The sequence below is a fragment of the Pseudonocardia sp. NPDC046786 genome (assembly GCF_040645415.1).
Classification (GTDB): domain Bacteria; phylum Actinomycetota; class Actinomycetes; order Mycobacteriales; family Pseudonocardiaceae; genus Pseudonocardia; species Pseudonocardia kongjuensis.
Window position 1 is genome coordinate 91,878 of the sequence record NZ_JBEYYF010000013.1, and the last position, 17,250, is coordinate 109,127.

Sequence of the window (17,250 nt, forward strand, 5' to 3'; positions counted from 1 at the left end):
TCCCCGCGTCCGGCACCGCCGAGATGCGCGTCAGTGTTCCGCAGAGATCGTTCCCGGACGCTGACGCGCATCTCGGCGGTCGGCGGGCAGCAGGGCCCGTGCCGCGAGGACCACCTGGGTGACGACGATCGCCACCCCCAGCGGCACGTGCACCGCCAGCAGACCGAGGTGCCCGACGGCGACCTGCGCGGTGTCGGCGACGACGAGGACCGCGCTCACGGCGACCGGCCATCCCGGCATCCGGCCCGGCCACGCGGCCGGCACCGCGAGCACGGTCTGCACCATCGCCACCAGGATCAGCGAGCCGCCGATCCCGCCGTGCCAGGCCAGTGCGCCGAGCGCCGCGTCGAGCAGTGCCCCGGCCAGGCCGACCTGGGCCAGCACCAGCACCGCGTGCAGTACGGCCCACACCCGGAACGGAAGGGTCGCGAGCAGGCGGGCGCGCTCACCCATGATCCGCACCGTGGGTGACCGGGGTGCGCGGCACCGAACCGGGATCGGTGCCCTCCGGGACGAGCACGAACTGGCCCATCATCCCCTGGTCCTCGTGGTACAGCAGGTGGCAGTGGTACATGAACGGCCGGGCCGGGTCCGGGTGCCTGCCGAACCGCAGGAGCACCCGCACCACCGTCCGCGGCGGGACGTAGAAGGTGTCCTTCCAGCTCCGCTGCCCCGGTGGGACCGCCCGCCCGTCCGCCTCGACCACCTGGCCGCGCGCGTCGTGCACGTGCATGTTGTGCGGACGGGAGTGCACGTTGGCGAGTTCCCAGACCTCGGTGGCGCCGGCGTGCACGATCTCGTCGATCCGGGTCATGTCCATCGCCCGGCCGTTGATCACGTCGTTGCCGAGCTCGAAGCGGCGTACCCGGCTCGCCGCGGACTCGTCGGGATCCGGTTCGTGCGGCAGCGCGCCGGGCAGCGGTGCCGACGGTTCCAGCACACCGGCCGGCCGGATCCGCAGGACGTCGAGGGTGTCCATGGCACCGATCGAGCGCTCCGTGCCGGACACCGCACCGAGATCCTGCGGCAGCGACCGCAGCGTCACCGGACGGCCGGGGTCGAGATCGAGCAGCAGCTCGGCCCGCTCACCGGGGGTGAGCAGAGCAGAGCCGACCGTCCGAGGAGCCGCCAGCAGCCCGGAGTCGGTCCCGACCAGCACCATCGGACGGTCGTCGGACCGGGCGAACCGGTAGCAGCGGGCCGGTGACGCGTTGAGCACCCGCAACCGGATCCGGGACGACGACGCCGCCAGGTACGGCGCGACGGTCCCGTTCACCAGCAGCGTGTCCCCGACCAGGCCGTGCGCGCTGCGCCGGCGGGTCTCGAACTCCCCGTCCGCGGTGAAGGTCCGGTCGGTCACGACGAGCGGGATGTCGTCGACGCCGTACCGGTGCGGGAGCGGGGAGGCACCGTCCGGTTCGTCGACGAGGAACAGTCCGGCCAGCCCCCGGTGGACGTGCCGCTCGGTGACGCCGTGCGGGTGCGGGTGGTACCAGAGGGTCGCGGCCGGCTGCTCGATCGTCCACTCCGGGCTCCAGGTGGCGCCGGGCTCGATCGGGGCGTGCGGTCCGCCGTCGTGCTCGGCGGGCAGCGTCATGCCGTGCCAGTGCGTGGAGGTGGTCTCCGGCAGGCCGTTGGTGACGTGCACGCGGACCCGCTCACCGCGGGATGCGCGAATCGTGGGTCCGCCGAACGCCACGCCGTAGCCCCAGGTGGGGGTCCGCACACCGGGGTGGAACGCACTCGTCCCGGGCGCGGCGGTCAGCGCGAACGTGCGGACGCCGTCGCGGGTGGTCGAGGGGGCGAGCGGCGGGATCGCCAGCGGGCGGGGCGCCGGCGCGGGCAGCGGCGATGCCGGGACGCCCGCGCAGCCGCCCAGCACCACTCCGCCGGCGGTGGCGCAGGCGAGGCCGAGGAAGCCACGGCGTCCGATCCGTCGGGTCATGGCGACGAGCCTCGCCGCAGCACCGGTCCGGCGCGTCGGCGCGACGACGTCACCCACCGCTACCCGCACCGACGTACGACCCCGGGGCCGGCCCCGGGGTCACCCCACCGGCCGGGCGCGTCAGCGGCGGCCGACCAGCCCGGCCTCGTGCGCGATCACCACGAGCTGCACCCGGTCCCGGGCGTCCAGCTTGGTCAGCAGCCGCCCGACGTGGGTGCGCGCGGTGGCCGGGCTGATCACCAGCTGGGCGGCGATCTCACCGTTGGTCCGGCCGGTGCCGACGAGGGCGAGCACCTCCCGTTCCCGGCGGGTCAGGACCGCGAGCCGATCCTGGCCCGGTGGCGCCGCGGGGCCGTGCCGGGCGAACTCGGTGATCAGCCGCCGGGTCACCGACGGTGCGAGCAGCGCCTCGCCGGCGTGCACCAGGTCGATCGCGCGCAGCAGCGCCACCGGTTCGGTGTCCTTGAGCAGGAAGCCGCTGGCCCCGGCGCGCAGTGCCCGGTACACGTAGACGTCCAGGTCGAAGGTCGTCAGCACGACCACCCGGGTGCCACCCAGCGCGGGATCCGCGGCGATCGCCTCGAGGGCGTCCAGGCCGTCCGTGCCGGGCATCCGGACGTCCATCATCACCACGTCCGGCCGGTGCGCCCGGGCCAGCCGGACCGCCTCCGCGCCGTCCGCGGCCTCGCCGGCGACCGCGTAGCCGGGTTCGGTCTCCAACAGCACCCGCAGTCCGGCCCGGATCAGCGGCTGGTCGTCGGCGAGCAGCACCCGGACGTCCCCGGTCACGCCCGGCTCCCGTCCGGCAGCTCCGCCTCGACGACGAAACCCTCCGCGGCGGGCGCGGCCCGCACCCGCCCGCCCAACGCCTCGGCCCGCTCAGCGAGACCGCGCAGGCCCTGGCCGGGCGGACGGGCCGGGCGCCCGGGCGGCCCGCCGTCGTCGGCGACGCGCACATGCAGCAGGCCGGCGTCGCGCATGATCGACACCTCCACCCGGGACGCCACCGGCGCGTGCCGCACGGTGTTGGTGACCGCCTCCCGGACGATCGCGAACACCGTGCGGTCCACGCCGTCGGGCAGCGGTCCGGGGTCACCGGTGACGGTGACGTCCAGCCCGGCCGACCGGCCCGCGCTGATGACCTCGTCGAGCCGTTCGAGGCCGTGCGCAGGCGGGTCGGCGGGCGGCTCGGGGCCCTCACGCAGCAGTTCCAGGGTGCCGCGCAGCTCGCGCAGCGCGTCGGTGCCGGCGTCCCGGATGCGGAGCAGCGCCGCCACCGCCTCCTCCGGCCGCCGGGCCGCGACGTGCGCACCGACGCCGGCCTGCACGACGATCATGGACAGGCTGTGCGAGACGACGTCGTGCACGTCCCTGGCGATCCGCAGCCGCTCCTGCTCGACGCGGCGCGCGAGCCGTTCCTCGGCCTGCTCCGCGGACAGCTCCGCGGCGCGGCGGACCGCGCCGACCGCGACGCCGAGCGCGACCGTCACGGCGATCCACCCGTAGTGGTCGACCGGATCAGGGGGGTTCCGTACGACGAGCACCTCGGTGCCCGCCCAGGCCAGCACCACGATCAGCCCGGTCAGCACGGCGCGCGGCCAGCTCACCCGGCTGGCGACCGTATAGACCGCGACCGCGACGAGCAGCGACGCGGGCCCGTCGGGATGGTCGAGCCAGTAGTAGAGCGCGGTCGGCACCATCACAGCGCCGAGCACCGGCACCGGGAACCGGCTGCGCCAGCACAGTGCCACCGTCGCGGCCCCGATCAGCACGATCCCCCAGGGCAGCAGCGGCCGCCCGGACGGGTCGCCGAGCAGCGCACCGGTGACCGCCACGGCGGCGGTGACCGCCGCCACCAGCACATCGCGCGCGGTCGGCATGCCGCGCAGGCTACGCAGCGGGGAGGGCCCGGCGCGTCATCACGCCGACGTACCCCGGCGCTGCCGGACGGCCTCGAACAGCACCACCGCGGCGGCGATCGAGGCGTTCAGCGAGTTGACGGCGCCCTGCATCGGGATCACCACGGTCTCGTCGGCGCCGTCGTGCCACAGCTCGGTGACGCCGGTCGCCTCGGTGCCGATGACCAGCGCGGACGGCCCGGTGAGATCGGCGGCGCCCAGCTCGGTGCGGCCCGCCGGGGTCGTCACGAGCACCCGCAGCCCGCGCCGGCGCAGCCAGTCGAGCGCCTCCTCCGAGGACGCCGAGGCGACCGGCACCGCGAACACCGTCCCCTTCGAGGCCCGCACCACGTTCGGGTTCGCGAAGTCGGTGCCGGCCCGGTCCGCGGTCGCGATCACGACCGCGTCCACCCCGCACGCCTCGGCGGTGCGCAGCATCGCGCCGACGTTCCCCGGCTTCTCGATCCCCTCCGCGACCAGCACCAGCGCGTCCGGGCGCAGCTCCAGCTCGTCCAGCGGGCGGCCGGGGGCGTCGGCGACGGCGAGCCAGCCGTCCGGGGACTCCCGGTAGGCGATCCGGGCGAACACCTCGGGGCTGACCGAGATCGTCCGGGCGCCGGGCATCCGCTCCAGCAGCCCGGGATCGGCCACCAGGTCGGGCGCCCAGTACACCTCGGTCGGCCGGACGCCGGCGTCGAGCGCGAGTGCCAGCTCGTCGTGCCCCTCGATCAGGGTGACGCCCGCGGCGTCGCGGTGCCGGCGGGTGCGCAGCCGGACCAGGTTCTTGACGCGCGGGTTGGCGGTGCTGGTCAGGTCGGGCACCCGACGAGGGTAGGACGCGGTGCGGCCCGCTCAGCAGGCGGCGCGCATCCGCAGCGCCAGCCAGCCGGCCGTCACCGCGGCCGCGGCGCCGAGCACCAGCAGCGGCCACATCAGCGCGTCCACCCCGACGAACGCGGTCGCCAGGAACGGCATCGCGAACCCGACGTAGGCGGCGGTGTAGAAGACCCCGTTCGCCGCGCCCCGGCCGGACGCCGGGGCCAGCCGCCCGACCAGGGTCAGCCCGGCGTTGAGGCACAGTCCGCCGCCGGCGCCGAGCAGCACCCCGGCGACCGCGACGGCGAGCACCGATCCGGTGGGCGCGGCGAGCGCCCCGACGCCGAACCCGAGCGCGCCGAGCGCGGCACCGACCGGCCCGGTGCGCACGCCGAGCCGGTGCGCGAACGGCTGCACCAGCGTGCCGGTGCCGAGGGTGAGCGCGGCGAGCAGCCCGGTGAAGGCGACCAGCCCGGTGATCCCGGGCAGCAGCAGCGGCAACACGGTGACCGCCACCGACGGGAACGCGTACACGCACACCGCGGTCGGCACGACGACCCGGGCGAACGTCCGCCGGGCCGGGGCTGCCAGACCGGGGCGGGGCAGCAGCCCGCGCCGCGGCCCGTCGCCGACCGGGCGGGTGACACCGGCGACCAGCAGCACCGCACCGGCCGCGGGCACCAGCAGCGCGACGTGCACCAGGTAGGGCAGGGTGAGCGGCCACGGCCCGTAGGCGGCGATCAGCCCGGAGCACAGCGGGCCCAGGCAGAATCCCGCGCTCTGCGCGACCGACGCGGCCCGGGCCGCCCGCGCGGCGCCCGCCGTCCCGGCCTGGTCCTGCAGCCAGGCGCTGCCCACCGAGAAGATCGCGCCGGACGCCAGGCCCTGCACGAACCGGGCGACGAACAGCAGCCACAGCGCGGACGCGCCGCCGAGGAACAGCAGCGACGCCCCGGCCACGCCGACCGCGGCGGGCAGCAGCACCCGGGTCCGGCCGTACCGGTCCGACGCGGGCCCGCCGAGCAGCAGCGACGGCGCGAGCCCGAGCGCGTAGACCCCGAAGATCGCGGCCAGGGTGCTCGGTGCGAGATCCAGCTCGACCCGGTAGACCAGCAGCAACGGGGTCGGCACGTTGGTGCCGAACGCGGCCGCGAACAACAGCCCGCAGGCCACCCACCACATCCGGTCCGGCCGGCCGGCCGCGCTGCCCCGTTGCACCAGCGCATCCTGTCAGTCGCGGGTTACTCCGCGGTAGCCTCGGCCCGGAACCGACACCGGACACGAGGGAGTGCACTCCATGGGCGAGCCGACGGGCATCGCGGTCGAGGTGACCGAGGGGATCGCGCGGGTGCGCCTGGACCGGCCGGAGGCGGCGAACGCGCTGCACGGGCCGATGTGGTCCGGGCTGCGCGACGCGATGCACGAGCTGGACGCCGACCCGTCCGCCCGGGTGGTCGTGATCAGCGGGAACGGCAGGCACTTCTGCTCCGGGATCGACGTCGCGATGCTCGGCGGGTTGAAGGAGACCGCGTCCGATCCCTCCCCGGGGCACGGCGCGGAGAAGCTGCGCCGGACCATCCTGGACCTGCAGGACTGCCTGACCGCCGTCGAGCACTGCCGCAAGCCGGTGCTCGCCGCGGTGCACGGCGTCTGTCTCGGCGCCGGTCTTGACCTGGCCGTAGCCTGCGACCTGCGGTACGCGACGGCCGACGCGTCGTTCGTGCTGAAGGAGGTGGACATGGGGCTGGCCGCCGACGTCGGCGTCCTGCAGCGGCTGCCGCGGATCGTCGGCGAGGGCATCGCCCGGGAGATGGCCTACACCTGCCGCCCGGTGTCCGGCACCGAGGCGCAGCAGCTGCGGCTGGTCAACAGCGTGTTCGACGACGCCGACGCACTCGAGCAGGGCGTCACCGCGCTGGCCGCCGAGCTGGCCGCGAAGTCGCCGCTGGCGCTGCGCGGCACCAAGCACGCGATCACCTACGCCCGGGACCACTCGATCGCCGACGGTCTCGACCAGATCGCCACCTGGAACAGCGGCGCGCTGGTCTCGGCGGACCTGCAGGAGGCGGTCACCGCGTTCCTGGAGAAGCGCCCCGGGGTCTACCGGGACTGAGCGCGCACCGCCCCGACCAGCGCGTACATCCCGAGGACGGGCCCCGGGACCGGTTCGTCGCAGCGCCAGCGGCTGATGTCGACCAGGCCCGGTTCGAGCGGGTCCACCGCCGCGGTGACCCGGCGCAGGACGCCCCGGTCCCGGAGCACCAGCGGATGGCCGCTGTCCCGGGCCAGCTGCTGCATGCCCACCGTCCCGGCGACCGCCGCCGGATCGTCGACGTCGGTGCTGCCGTGCGAGAGCGCCATCATGCTGCCCGGGCCGAACGCGGAGCAGTAGCGCCCGATCAGCCGGGCCACCAGGTCGTCGTCGGCGACGTAGTGCAGCACCGAGACGGCGAGCACGGCGGTCGGCTCCGCGGGATCGAGCAGGCCTGCGACGCCGGGCGCGGACAGCACCGCGTCCGGGTCGGTCAGGTCCGCCGCGGTGACCGTCGCGCGATCGGAGCCGGCGAGCACGTCGCGGGAGATCGCCACCGCGACCGGATCGGTGTCGACGTAGGCGACCCGGGCGGACGGGTCGTACCGCTGGGCGGTCTCGTGCACCGCCTCGACCGTCGGGATGCCGGACCCGAGATCGAGGAACTGCCGGCAGCCGCGGTCCAGGCAGGCCCGCACGGCCCGGCCGAGGAACGCCCGGTTGGCCACCGCGGTGTCCCGGGCGGCGGGCACCACCTGCAGGATCCGCTCGGCCAGCTGCCGGTCGACGGCGAAGTTGTGCCCGCCGCCGAGCAGGAAGTCGTAGATCCGGGCGGAGCTCGGGAGGCTGAGGTCCGGCTCGTCGGCCGACTCCGGGACGCTCACCTGCGTCACCCTCTCGCCCGAACACCTCACCACGCAACCGGAGCAGCTCGCGGCGGGGCGCCCCCGGTCACCGCCCGGTGGCCGGCCGTCCGTCCGCGGCACTGCGCTCCGCCCGCCCCGTGCGACCGGCCGGACCGTCGAGCAGGTCGTGCAGCTCCGCGGCGGTACGCGGCGGCGGCCCGTCGTGGCCGAGCTCGGCGAGCAGCCGGGCGACCGCGGGCGCCCAGGCCGGCCCGAGCCGGGCCCCGGCGAGCAGCGCGGCGTCCCCCAGCGCCTGGTCCGCCGGACCGGTCCGGACCCGGCCCCCGGCGACGACGGCGACGTCGTCGGCCCACCGGTGGGCCAGATCGACGTCGTGGGTGGACAGCACGACGGCGGTCCCGTCGCGGTGCAGCCGGGCCAGCACGGCGACCAGCTCCTCGACGCCGGCCGGGTCCAGCCCGGCGGTCGGCTCGTCGAGCACCAGCACCCGCGGCCGCACCGCCAGCGCGCCGGCGATCGCGACCCGCTTGCGCTGCCCGAACGAGAGCTGGTGGGTGGGCCGGTCGACCAGCTCGGTGGCACCGACCGCGGCCAGCGCGCCGGCCACCCGGCGGGCCACCTCGTCGTCGTCGAGCCCGAGATTGAGCGGGCCGAACGAGACGTCCTGCCCGACGTCGGCGGCGAACAGCTGGTCGTCGGGGTCCTGCAGGACGAGCTGCACGCTCTCCCGCAGCCGGACCAGCCCGCGCCGGCTGCGGTCCAGCGGCTCGCCGTCGAGCAGCACCTCCCCGCTGCGCGGCCGGAGCAGCCCGAGCAGCAGCCGGAACAGCGTCGTCTTGCCGCCGCCGTTCGGGCCGAGCACGGCGAGCCTGCGGTCCGGGCACACGGCGATATCGGCGCCGTCGAGCACCGGGGGGCCGCCGCGGTAGCCGAACACCAGATCGCGGGCCTCGAGCACCGGCGCGGTCACCGCAGCACCACCACGGTGGCGGCGACGATCCCGGCGAGCAGCACCGCGCTCGCGGCGACGAACGCCCGCGACGCCGGCCGGGAGGTGACCCGCACGGCCAGCTCGCCGTCGTAGCCGCGGACGGCCAGCCCGGCCTCCAGCCTGCGGGCCCGGTCGAACGCCCGGACGAACACCGCGCCGCCCTGCCCGGCCAGCGACCGGAACGTCGCCCGGCGGGTGCGGAACCCCATCCGCAGGGTCTGCGCCTCGCGGACCGCGCGCAGCGAGTCGAGCAGCAGGAACAGCATCCGGTAGATCAGCAGGGCGATCTCGGTGACCGCCCGCGGCAGCCACCGCAGCCGCGGCAGGGTGTCCGCGATCGGGGTGGTCGCGGCGAACAGGATCAGGCAGCCGACCGCGGCCATCGCCCGGCCGACGAGCTCGGCGGCGCGCAGCGGGCCGCCCGGCGCCGGGGCGAGCCAGGGATCGCCGCCGACCGTCACGAGCAGCGGCAGCGCCCCCACCAGCACGAACCCGAGCGGCAGCCGGAGCAGCCTGCCGACCGTGCGCAGCGGGATCCGGGCGCCGGCGAGCAGCAGGCCGAGCGCGGCGGCGCCGCAGAGCAGGGCGCCGGGCCAGGGAGGGAGCAGCACCGCCAGCGCGAGGAGGCCGAGCGCCAGGAACGCCTTCTCCCCCGGGTGCCGGGAGCGCCAGCGGCCGGCGTACGCGGTCTCGTCGATCAGCAGCATCAGCTCTCGGCGGCGGGCGCGGAGCCGCTGCGCTGCCGCGAGCGGGTCCGGGCGACGCCGAGGCAGTAGCCGAGCACGCCCGCGCCGGCGGCGGCCTGGATCGCGAAGATGCCCGACTCGATCTCGCCGGACGGCGGCTCCCAGACCGGCTCGAACCAGGGCTCGTACCCGGTGGCGTCGATCGCGTCGCCCGCCTGGCCGTCGGCGCCGGAGTACTCGCCGGGCACGAACAGCGCCGGGATCGCGAACAGCGCCACGACGGCGACGACGAGCAGCAGGTTGACCAGTGTCGAACGCTTCACGCCGTGGCCTCCGTCTGCTCGGTTCCGGTGGTGTCGCGCGGGCGCAGCACGCCGAGCCTGCGCAGCTCGTCGGGGGTGATCCGGACCAGCAGCCGGACCACCAGCACGGTCAGCAGGCCCTCGGCGACGGCCAGCGGGATCTGGGTGATCGAGAAGATCGAGGCGAAGGCCAGGAACGCGCCGCCGAAGCCGGACGTCGGGTCCGGGAAGGCGAGTGCCAGCTGCGCGCTGGTGACGGTGTAGGTACCGAGATCGGCCAGGAACGCCGCGACGAACACCGCAGGCCCCAGCGTGCCACCCAGCCGGCGGACCGCCAGGTACGAGCCGTAGGCGATCCACGGACCGGCGACGGCCAGCGAGAACGCGTTCGCGCCGAGCGTGGTGAGCCCGCCGTGCGCGAGCAGCAGGGCCTGGAAGACCAGCACCACCGTGCCGATCAGCGCCATCACCGGGGGCCGGAACAGCACCGCCCCCAGCCCGGTGCCGGTCGGGTGCGACGACGAGCCGGTCACCGAGGGGATCTTCAGCGCGGACAGCACGAAGGTGAACGCCCCGGCGGCGCCGAGGAGCAGCTTGGCGTCCGGGTCCTCACGCACCCGTACGACGACGGCGCGTGCGCCGTGCACCACGAACGGGGCGGCGACCACGGTCCAGGCCGCCGCGTGCAGCGGTGGCAGGTATCCCTCGGCGATGTGCACGGCAGTTCTCCTCGTGGGCTCGGACGAGGGAACGCTACGACTGCGAGATGTAAAGGTGCAAGACTGAACATTTACTCATGCGTTTGGTCGCGCAAGATCACCCGGACGCCGCCGCGCCCGGGCCCGCTCGTGCGGACCCGGGCGCGGCGGTACCGGTGCGGCCCGGACCTTTCCGGGCCTGATCAGGCCTTTCCGGCCTTCGCAGGCCGGCTGCCGTTGACCTTCCTGCTGACCGCCTCGGCGATCCGGGCGGCGGCGGCCTCGGCCTCGCGGCGGCGGGCCTCCTTCGCCGACGGGTCCGTCTCCGGGGTGCCCACGCCGGTGCCCGGCTTCTCCGCGACGACCTTCTCGCTCGCCTTCTCGGCGGCCTTGCGCTCGGCCTTCTCCGCGGCCTTCGCGCTGGTGACCTTCTCCAGCCGGGCGGCCTTGGCCTTCTTCGCCGCCTTCTTCTCGGCCTTCGCGGCGCGCTCCTGCTCCTTGCGCTGCTCCTTGGCCTTCTTCTCGGCCTTGGCGGCGTCGCGGACGGCCTGCTCGGCCTTCTTCTCCTCCGCGCGGCGGGCCTTCTTCACGTCCTTCTTCGCGGACTCGATCTTCTTGCTCTTCCTGTCCTTCTCGGCCTTCTCGGCCTTCTTGTTCTTGTCTGCCTTCTTGGCCATCACGGTCCTCCCCTGCTCCGACGGCGGGGCCGGGCGCGGCGACGCGCCGGCGGTGCCGGACCGGGGCCGGTACCGCCGGGTCGGCGGCGCGCTCGGCACTCCGGCACGGACCAACTCGGTATGGCACGACCGGCCGCGCTGACGAACGGACGGCGACGTGCGTGGAACTCGGGAGAGTACCCACGGTCACCGCGCCGAAACACGGCACCCGATCCGGTCAGCCGGCCTCCGGGAGCCGTGGCCGGTCCCGGTCGCCGGCGTCCGCCGCCGGTTCCTCGGCGAGATGCCCGCGCAGCGTGACCAGGGTGCGCGCGAGCAGCCGCGAGACGTGCATCTGGGACAGCCCGACCTGCTCGGCGATCTGGGTCTGCGTGCGGTTGCCGAAGAAGCGCAGCATGAGGATCGTGCGCTCGCGTTCCGGGAGCTTGCGCAGGGCCGGGCGCAGCGACTCGCGGGCGTCGACGGCGTCCAGGCCGGTGTCGATCCCGCCGACGACGTCACCCAGCGGGCTGTCGGTCTGCCCCACCAGCTGGTCCAGCGAGTCGGCCCGGTAGCCCTCCCGCGCCTGGAGGCTCTCGATGACCTCCTCGCGGCCGATCCCGAGGTGCTCGGCGAGCTCGGAGACCCGCGGCGCGCGGCCCAGCCGCGACGACAGCTCCTCCTGGGCCCGGCCCAGCCGGGCCTGGACGTCCTTGAGCCGCCGCGGCACCCGCATCGACCAGGTACGGTCCCGGAAGTGCCGGCGGATCTCGCCGGTGACGGTGGGGACCGCGAACGCCAGGAACGGGGTGCCCTGGGCCGGATCGAACCGGTCCAGCGCGTTGATCATGCCGATCGCGCCGACCTGCTCCAGGTCGTCGACGGGCTCGCCGCGCTGCCGGTACCGGTTCGCGATGTGCGTGACGACCGGCTGGAACCCGCGCACCAGCTCGTCGCGCAGCCGGTCGCGGTCGGGATCGTCCGGGGCGGCGGCGGCGAAGGCGCGCAGCGGGGCCTCGAGGTGCGCGTAGGTATCGTCCCGGCCCACGGTATCGACCTCAGCCATGCCGCTCCCCGCGGCGACGACAGGTACCCATCGTCTGCGACGGTATGCCCACGCCCCGCGGCCCGCGAGTCGAACGGATGTGATGCACCCCGTCCCGCAACGGACGCGTTGCCGGGCGCCCGGCGGGGTACGCCGACTCATGGCCGCGCACCTCGTCCTGGAACTGACCGCCGAGCCGCGCGCCGCGCGCCGCGCCCGCCGGGAGGTCGGCCGGTGGCTGGCGTCGTTGTGCGGCGCGGAGCACGCCTGCGAGACGGCGTCGGACCTGGTGCTGGCGGTGAACGAGGCGGTGTCCAACAGCGTCGAGCACGCCTACGGCGACGACCCGCTGGGCGCCGACGGCACCGTCACGCTCCGCGCCGAGGTGCAGCGGCCGGGCCCACGGGTCCGCGTACAGGTGTCCGACCACGGCTGCTGGCGGGACCCGCCGGAGGACAACGGCCACCGCGGCCGCGGACTGCTGATGATCACCGCCTGCGCCGAGGACGTCTCCGTGCGGCCGGGCGCCGACGGCACCACCGTCACGCTGCACCGCACGCTCGGCCGCTGCCCGGGCGTCTGCACGACCTGACCGCGGGCCCCGGCGCCCGGTGGCCGATGCTGTTCCCATGACGCACGGTCCGGAGTCCGCACTCGCCGCACTGGTCCGCCCCGGCAGCCGGGTCGCGCTGGCCGACGGCTGCGGCACCCCGCGGGCGCTGCACGGGCCGCTGTCCCGGGTCGCCGCGGGCCGCGGCGTGTCGGTCGTGCTGGGCTGGCATCCGGTGCCGACGCCGGATCTCGATCCGGCTGCGTTCGACGACGTCCGGGTCGTGATGGGCGGGCCCGGCACCCGGGCGGCGGTCGAGTCCGGCGCCGCGCACCTCGTCCCGGCCCGGCTGTCGGCGGTGCCCGCGCTGCTGCGCGGTCCGCTGCGCCCCGACGTGCTCGTCGCGTCCGTGGTCCGCGGCCCGGACGGCCTGCGGTTCGGCGCCGAGGTCGGCTACCTGCGCGGCCTGGTGGCGGCCGGGGTGCCGGTCGCGGCGGTGCTGTCGCACGGCAGCCCGTGCGCCGACGCCGGGCCCGCGCTGCCCGCGGACGCGGTGACCGTCGTCGCGGAGACCGGCGACGGCCCGGCCGAGCTCACCGTGCCGCCGCCCACCGCGGACGACGGGGCGATCGCCCGACGGGTCGCCGCGCTCGTCCCGCCCGGGGCCCGGATCCAGGTCGGCCCCGGCCGGCTCGCCGCCGCGATGGCCGCCGCCATCGAGGTCCCGGTGCGGCTCGACTCCGGCCTGCTGCCCGATCCGGTGGTCGACCTGGACGCCCGCGGGCTGCTGCTGGACCGGCCGGTCAGCACCTACCTGGCCGGGACCCGGCGGCTCTACGACTGGGCTGACGGGCGGGCGCTGCTGCACCCGGTGGAGCACACGCACGACATCGGCCGGCTCTCCGCGGCCGGGGCGCCGCCGCTGATCGCGCTGAACGCGGCGCTGGAGATCGACGTCGACGGGCAGGTCAACGTCGAGGGTCTGGGCCGTTCGGCGGCCGGGATGATCGGCGGGCACCCGGATTTCGCCGCGGCCGGGGTGCGCGGCGACGGCCTGTCGGTGATCGCGCTCGCCTCGGCCCACCGCGGCGCGCCGACGCTGGTGCGGCGGCTGTCCCGGCCGGTCAGCACCCCGTCCCAGGACGTCGACGTGGTCGTGACCGAGCGCGGCACCGCCGACCTGCGCGGCCTGGACCGGGCCGAGCGCCGGAGCGCCCTGCTGGCGCTGTGGGACGGCGCGACCGGCTGAGGGTGCCGGGGACGGACCGGCCGGTCAGCCGCGCGCACCGGGCCGGACCGCACGGCCGGCCCGGTCGCCGGCCGGCCGCCCGTCGTGCTCGCGGGCGGACCGGTCGGCGGCACCGTCGGCCGGGGCGTAGTGCCCGCCGAGGCGGGCGGACTCGCTGCCCGGGTGCGGCCAGGAGACGTCGGCGTGCTGGTTGCTGCTCTCACTCATACCTGCACTGTGCCCGGCCCGTGTTCCGTCCACACCGCTCCCGGCTGACGGGTGGGTTACGACCCGGTGCCGCGCGCGCGGCGCTTGTTCCAGACGTCGAACGCGACCGCCAGCAGCACCAGCCCCTGACGACCGACTGCATCGACTGGTCGACGCCCATCAGCTGCATTCCGTTGCTCATCACCGCCATGATCAGCCCACCGACCAGCGCGCCGACCACGGTGCCGACGCCGCCGGTCACCGCCGCGCCCCCGATGAAGGCGGCGGCGATCGCGTCCAGCTCGAACATCGTCCCGGCCGCGGGCTGGGCGCCGTTGGACCGGGCCGAGTAGATGACCCCGGCGATCCCGGCCAGGAAGCCCATGTTCACGAAGATCCAGAACGTGACGGCCCTGGCCTTCACGCCGGACAGCCGGGCCGCGGCCAGGTTCCCGCCGATCGCGTAGACGTGCCTGCCGAACACGGTGCGCCGGGTGATCAGGCCGTGGGCCAGCACCAGCACGCTGAGGATCACCAGCACCACCCGGCAGCTCGGAGGAGATGACCAGGACCGCCTTCCCGGCCTCCACCAGCCGGTTGATGATCACCTGGATCTCGTAGCGGGCGCCCACGTCGATGCCGCGGGTCGGCTCGTCGAGGATCAGCAGCCGGACGTCCTTCGCCATCGCCTTGACGATCTCGACGAGCTGCTGCTTGCCGACGCCGAGCCGGCCGACCGGGGTGGACGGGCTCTCGTCCAGCCCGACCTCGCCGAGCAGCGCCGCCGCCCCGCGGTGCGTGCGGGATCTCGCCCTCGTAGCTCCCCGCCGGGTGCACCCCGGACAGCACCTTCATCAGGGAGCACCGCCTCGGCCACGCAGGCCGCGGGCTCGATGAGCGCGGCGCCGCGCAGGTCGGCGTCGTCGGGCAGCACGTGCAGCAGCCGGGCCGGGAGCCGCAGCTCGTCGGCGCACGCGCCGGGGCGGGTGAAGCCGGTCTCGTCGTACCCGCTGAGGCACAGGGGCCACCCGCAGCTCACCGGGTCGCTCGACGACCAGCGCCCGCACGCCCCTCACGGGGTGGCGCCCGCCCGCTTCTCCCGGCGCGGGAAGTCCCTGAGCTCGTGCACGCCCACCACCTCGTCGTCGTGTCGCCGTTCTTGAATCAACCGCCTTGGCGAGGTCCGGACGGACCCCGTGACCACCGGATGTTCACGCTGACAGGATCGGTCGGGTGAGGCGCTTGACACGGGGCCGCCGCGGCCCTGGGATGGTGCGGCCCGGTCACGCCACCCAGGGTGCCCGCCGACCGAGGGGAACCGTCATGACCTCCGCAGCCGAGCTCGCCCAGCGCAACCTGTTCGAGGTCTTCGACGAGCGCGATCCCGCCGCGCGGGCCCGGGCCGGCGACGAGATCTACACCGCCGATGTGGCCTTCCACGATCCCGAGGGGACCGTCCGCGGGCCCGCCGCCGTCGTGGCCAAGGCCGGCGCGCTGCTCGACGGGGCGCCCGGGTTCCGGTTCGCGCTGGCGCAGGTCCGCGAGAACCCGGGCGGGCTGAGCGTGCTCGACTGGCGGTTCGGCCCCGAGGGCGGCGATCCGGTCGTCACCGGGACCGACGTCGTGCTGGTCACCGACGGCCGGATCAGCGGGCTGTACACCCTGCTCGGCGGCTGATCTCACGGGCTACGAACCCGGCCGCCCCGAGCTCGGGGCGGGACCGCACGCCGATCTTCCCGAACACCTTCCTCAGGTGGTGCTCGATGGTGTTCGCGCTGATCACCTGCTCGGCGGCGATCTCCGAGTTCGTCGACCCGGCCGCCGCCAGCCGGGCGATCCGGTGCTCCCGCGGGGTCAGCTCCGGGCGTCCGGCGATCGACCGGTCCGCGGCGGGCCGGGTGGCCGCCCCGGCAGCGGCCAGCTCGGTGCGGGCGCGCTCGGCGAACCGCGGCGCCCCCATCTGTGTGAACAGCGCCTGCGCGGCGGCCAGCTCGCACCGGGCGTCGGTGCGCCGGCGCCTGTGCCACAGCCACTCGCCGTACAGCAGGTGCGCCCAGGCGGTCCGGACCAGCTGCACCTGGGCGCCGCCCACCGGTACCCACCGGGTCACGACGTCCGCGGGCAGCGTGCCCGCACCGCACGGGACCTGCCGCAGCACGGCGTCCGCCCGCTCCGGCATCCCGGCCCGGATGGCCGCGACACCGGCCGCGAACCGGGGCTCCGCCCGCAGCTCCGGATCGGTGCTGAGATCGGCGGCCGCCGCCAGGAACGCCGACTCGGCGCTGTAGCCGGCCCGGCCGCGGGCCCGCCCGCGTCGAGCGCGGGCACGGCGGTGACGTCGAGCCCGGCCAGCGCCCGGGTGACCAGCTCCGCGTCACCCGTCGGATCCGCGGCGACCACGGCCAGCGCGACCCGGACCGGCTCGGGCAGGCACAGCGTCCAGGAGCCGGGACAGGGCTCGGAGCCGGTCGTCCGGCCGCGCAGCCGCATGACCGGGGAAGTTGCCGTCCGTGCAGGTCACGTGTCATCGCCGGCCGGGCGGGGAGTCACCACCGGCCGTGTCAGGCGTCCTCGATCAGCTCGCGGACCCGGCGCAGCACGTCGAGCTGGGCCGGGTTGTAGAGCTCCTGCATCGCCGTCGCCGCGGTCCGCGCGGCCAGCCGGTCCTCGGGCCGGTCCCCGGCCAGCGGTGCGCCGACCCCCGGATGCTCCTTCCGGATCCGCCGGATGTGCGGGGCCATCCGGCGGGCGAGGTCGCTGCGGACGTCGGCGTCGGCGTCGGCGGGGAGCTCGTCGAACTCGCCGTCGGTCGGGTCGGAGGTCGCGGAGCGCAGAAGCTCCGTGTACGCGTCCAGCCGTTGCGACCCGAGCACCCGGCTCATGACGGCGACGAGCGACCGGTCGGCCTCGGACATCCCGGCCGTCGGGACGAGCCCGGGCGGCAGGTCGGTGGAGGTGCGGTGGCGCAGGATCAGGGCGAGCTCGACCCGGGCCCGCTGCAGCTGCTCGATGGTCGAGGCGAGCTCGGCGTCCAGGGTGCGCAGCGCCTGCGCGGGATGGTGGTCGTCGTCGCCCATACCGGCGATCTGGCCGAGCGAGAAGCCCAGGTCGACGAGCCGCTTGATGCGCAGCAGCCGGACCAGGTGCACGACGCCGTACTGCTTGTATCCGTTCGAGAGCCGCTCGGGTTCGGCGAGGAGCCCGACCTCGTGGTAGTGCCGAACCGCCCGGAGGCTGGTGCCGGCCAGGTCTGCGATCTCACGGGTGCTCCAGGCCATGACCCCACTCCACACCGTGCCCCGACGGCATGGTCAAGCCCTCGCGCGCACG

At 75.6% G+C, this 17,250-nt stretch carries 21 protein-coding genes and 1 pseudogene; 4 read left to right on the forward strand and 18 right to left on the reverse strand.

From position 1 onward, the window contains the following. Nucleotides 1–30: 30 nt before the first annotated feature. The 6 genes from ABZ881_RS17695 to ABZ881_RS17720 all read right to left on the reverse strand — a co-directional run bounded on the left by ABZ881_RS17695 (nucleotide 31) and on the right by ABZ881_RS17720 (nucleotide 5,877). Entirely contained in the window at nucleotides 31–453 is a 423-nt protein-coding gene (locus tag ABZ881_RS17695; protein WP_358485730.1) for a hypothetical protein, read from the reverse strand. Continuing rightward, entirely contained in the window at nucleotides 446–1,945 is a 1,500-nt protein-coding gene (locus ABZ881_RS17700) for a multicopper oxidase domain-containing protein (RefSeq protein WP_358485732.1), read from the reverse strand. The genes ABZ881_RS17695 and ABZ881_RS17700 overlap by 8 nt, the downstream gene beginning before the upstream one ends. A gap of 120 nt (nucleotides 1,946–2,065) precedes the next feature. Further along, nucleotides 2,066–2,734 (reverse strand): response regulator transcription factor, encoded by a 669-nt coding sequence (locus tag ABZ881_RS17705; RefSeq protein WP_358485734.1) that lies wholly within the window; start codon nucleotides 2,732–2,734, stop codon nucleotides 2,066–2,068. Continuing rightward, a complete protein-coding gene (locus ABZ881_RS17710; protein WP_358485737.1) occupies nucleotides 2,731–3,825 on the reverse strand; it encodes a histidine kinase in 1,095 nt (364 codons plus the stop codon). The genes ABZ881_RS17705 and ABZ881_RS17710 overlap by 4 nt, the downstream gene beginning before the upstream one ends. Before the next feature lie 39 nt (nucleotides 3,826–3,864). Beyond that, complete coding sequence (locus tag ABZ881_RS17715; protein ID WP_358485739.1) at nucleotides 3,865–4,665, reverse strand: TrmH family RNA methyltransferase; 801 nt, start codon at nucleotides 4,663–4,665, stop codon at nucleotides 3,865–3,867. A 30-nt stretch (nucleotides 4,666–4,695) separates the two neighbouring features. Next, nucleotides 4,696–5,877 carry an MFS transporter gene (locus ABZ881_RS17720; protein WP_358485742.1) on the reverse strand — a complete coding sequence of 394 codons (1,182 nt, stop codon included), beginning with the start codon at nucleotides 5,875–5,877 and terminating at the stop codon, nucleotides 4,696–4,698. A 79-nt stretch (nucleotides 5,878–5,956) separates the two neighbouring features. Here ABZ881_RS17720 and ABZ881_RS17725 point away from each other — a divergent pair, with 79 nt between their 5' ends. Then, nucleotides 5,957–6,772 (forward strand): crotonase/enoyl-CoA hydratase family protein, encoded by an 816-nt coding sequence (locus ABZ881_RS17725; RefSeq protein ID WP_358485744.1) that lies wholly within the window; start codon nucleotides 5,957–5,959, stop codon nucleotides 6,770–6,772. Here ABZ881_RS17725 and ABZ881_RS17730 read toward each other — a convergent pair. From ABZ881_RS17730 to ABZ881_RS17760, 7 genes are all read right to left on the reverse strand, one after another. Further along, complete coding sequence (locus ABZ881_RS17730; protein ID WP_358485747.1) at nucleotides 6,760–7,575, reverse strand: SAM-dependent methyltransferase; 816 nt, start codon at nucleotides 7,573–7,575, stop codon at nucleotides 6,760–6,762. The genes ABZ881_RS17725 and ABZ881_RS17730 overlap by 13 nt on opposite strands. A 67-nt stretch (nucleotides 7,576–7,642) precedes the next feature. Beyond that, on the reverse strand, nucleotides 7,643–8,527 hold the full coding sequence (locus ABZ881_RS17735; RefSeq protein WP_358485749.1) for an ATP-binding cassette domain-containing protein: 885 nt from the start codon (nucleotides 8,525–8,527) through the stop codon (nucleotides 7,643–7,645). After that, complete coding sequence (gene cbiQ, locus ABZ881_RS17740; protein ID WP_358485751.1) at nucleotides 8,524–9,255, reverse strand: cobalt ECF transporter T component CbiQ; 732 nt, start codon at nucleotides 9,253–9,255, stop codon at nucleotides 8,524–8,526. The genes ABZ881_RS17735 and cbiQ overlap by 4 nt, the downstream gene beginning before the upstream one ends. Next, on the reverse strand, nucleotides 9,255–9,557 hold the full coding sequence (locus tag ABZ881_RS17745; RefSeq protein ID WP_344022592.1) for an energy-coupling factor ABC transporter substrate-binding protein: 303 nt from the start codon (nucleotides 9,555–9,557) through the stop codon (nucleotides 9,255–9,257). The genes cbiQ and ABZ881_RS17745 overlap by 1 nt, the downstream gene beginning before the upstream one ends. Next, on the reverse strand, nucleotides 9,554–10,255 hold the full coding sequence (locus ABZ881_RS17750; protein WP_358485754.1) for an energy-coupling factor ABC transporter permease: 702 nt from the start codon (nucleotides 10,253–10,255) through the stop codon (nucleotides 9,554–9,556). The genes ABZ881_RS17745 and ABZ881_RS17750 overlap by 4 nt, the downstream gene beginning before the upstream one ends. A gap of 182 nt (nucleotides 10,256–10,437) precedes the next feature. Further along, a complete protein-coding gene (locus ABZ881_RS17755) occupies nucleotides 10,438–10,911 on the reverse strand; it encodes a hypothetical protein (protein ID WP_358485757.1) in 474 nt (157 codons plus the stop codon). A 217-nt stretch (nucleotides 10,912–11,128) separates the two neighbouring features. After that, a complete protein-coding gene (locus tag ABZ881_RS17760) occupies nucleotides 11,129–11,956 on the reverse strand; it encodes a SigB/SigF/SigG family RNA polymerase sigma factor (protein ID WP_358485759.1) in 828 nt (275 codons plus the stop codon). 139 nt (nucleotides 11,957–12,095) lie between these two features. On the opposite strand from ABZ881_RS17760, the gene ABZ881_RS17765 reads away from it, so the two are divergent. Both ABZ881_RS17765 and ABZ881_RS17770 read left to right on the forward strand, forming a co-directional pair. Then, nucleotides 12,096–12,527, forward strand: coding sequence for an ATP-binding protein (locus ABZ881_RS17765; RefSeq protein WP_358485761.1), 432 nt, complete (start codon nucleotides 12,096–12,098; stop codon nucleotides 12,525–12,527). A gap of 37 nt (nucleotides 12,528–12,564) precedes the next feature. Next, nucleotides 12,565–13,734 (forward strand): acetyl-CoA hydrolase/transferase C-terminal domain-containing protein, encoded by a 1,170-nt coding sequence (locus tag ABZ881_RS17770; protein WP_358485764.1) that lies wholly within the window; start codon nucleotides 12,565–12,567, stop codon nucleotides 13,732–13,734. A gap of 24 nt (nucleotides 13,735–13,758) precedes the next feature. Here ABZ881_RS17770 and ABZ881_RS17775 read toward each other — a convergent pair whose 3' ends face one another. The 3 genes and pseudogenes from ABZ881_RS17775 to ABZ881_RS17785 form a co-directional block, all read right to left on the reverse strand. Further along, a complete protein-coding gene (locus ABZ881_RS17775; RefSeq protein ID WP_358485767.1) occupies nucleotides 13,759–13,941 on the reverse strand; it encodes a hypothetical protein in 183 nt (60 codons plus the stop codon). Continuing rightward, on the reverse strand, nucleotides 13,934–14,455 hold the full coding sequence (locus tag ABZ881_RS17780) for a hypothetical protein (protein ID WP_358485770.1): 522 nt from the start codon (nucleotides 14,453–14,455) through the stop codon (nucleotides 13,934–13,936). Before ABZ881_RS17780 ends, ABZ881_RS17775 begins: the two co-directional genes overlap by 8 nt. A 121-nt stretch (nucleotides 14,456–14,576) precedes the next feature. Beyond that, nucleotides 14,577–14,702, reverse strand: a pseudogene (locus tag ABZ881_RS17785) (hypothetical protein); the annotation flags it as partial. 541 nt (nucleotides 14,703–15,243) lie between these two features. Between ABZ881_RS17785 and ABZ881_RS17790 the strand changes: the two are divergent. Further along, entirely contained in the window at nucleotides 15,244–15,597 is a 354-nt protein-coding gene (locus ABZ881_RS17790; protein ID WP_358485772.1) for a nuclear transport factor 2 family protein, read from the forward strand. Here the strand turns inward: ABZ881_RS17790 and ABZ881_RS17795 are convergent. Together ABZ881_RS17795 and ABZ881_RS17800 are read right to left on the reverse strand one after the other, a co-directional pair. Continuing rightward, nucleotides 15,566–16,099 carry a helix-turn-helix transcriptional regulator gene (locus tag ABZ881_RS17795; RefSeq protein ID WP_358485774.1) on the reverse strand — a complete coding sequence of 178 codons (534 nt, stop codon included), beginning with the start codon at nucleotides 16,097–16,099 and terminating at the stop codon, nucleotides 15,566–15,568. The genes ABZ881_RS17790 and ABZ881_RS17795 overlap by 32 nt on opposite strands. Nucleotides 16,100–16,481: 382 nt before the next feature. Further along, nucleotides 16,482–17,198: a MerR family transcriptional regulator gene (locus ABZ881_RS17800; protein ID WP_358485776.1), complete on the reverse strand. Its 717-nt coding sequence runs from the start codon at nucleotides 17,196–17,198 to the stop codon at nucleotides 16,482–16,484. Nucleotides 17,199–17,250: the final 52 nt, after the last annotated feature.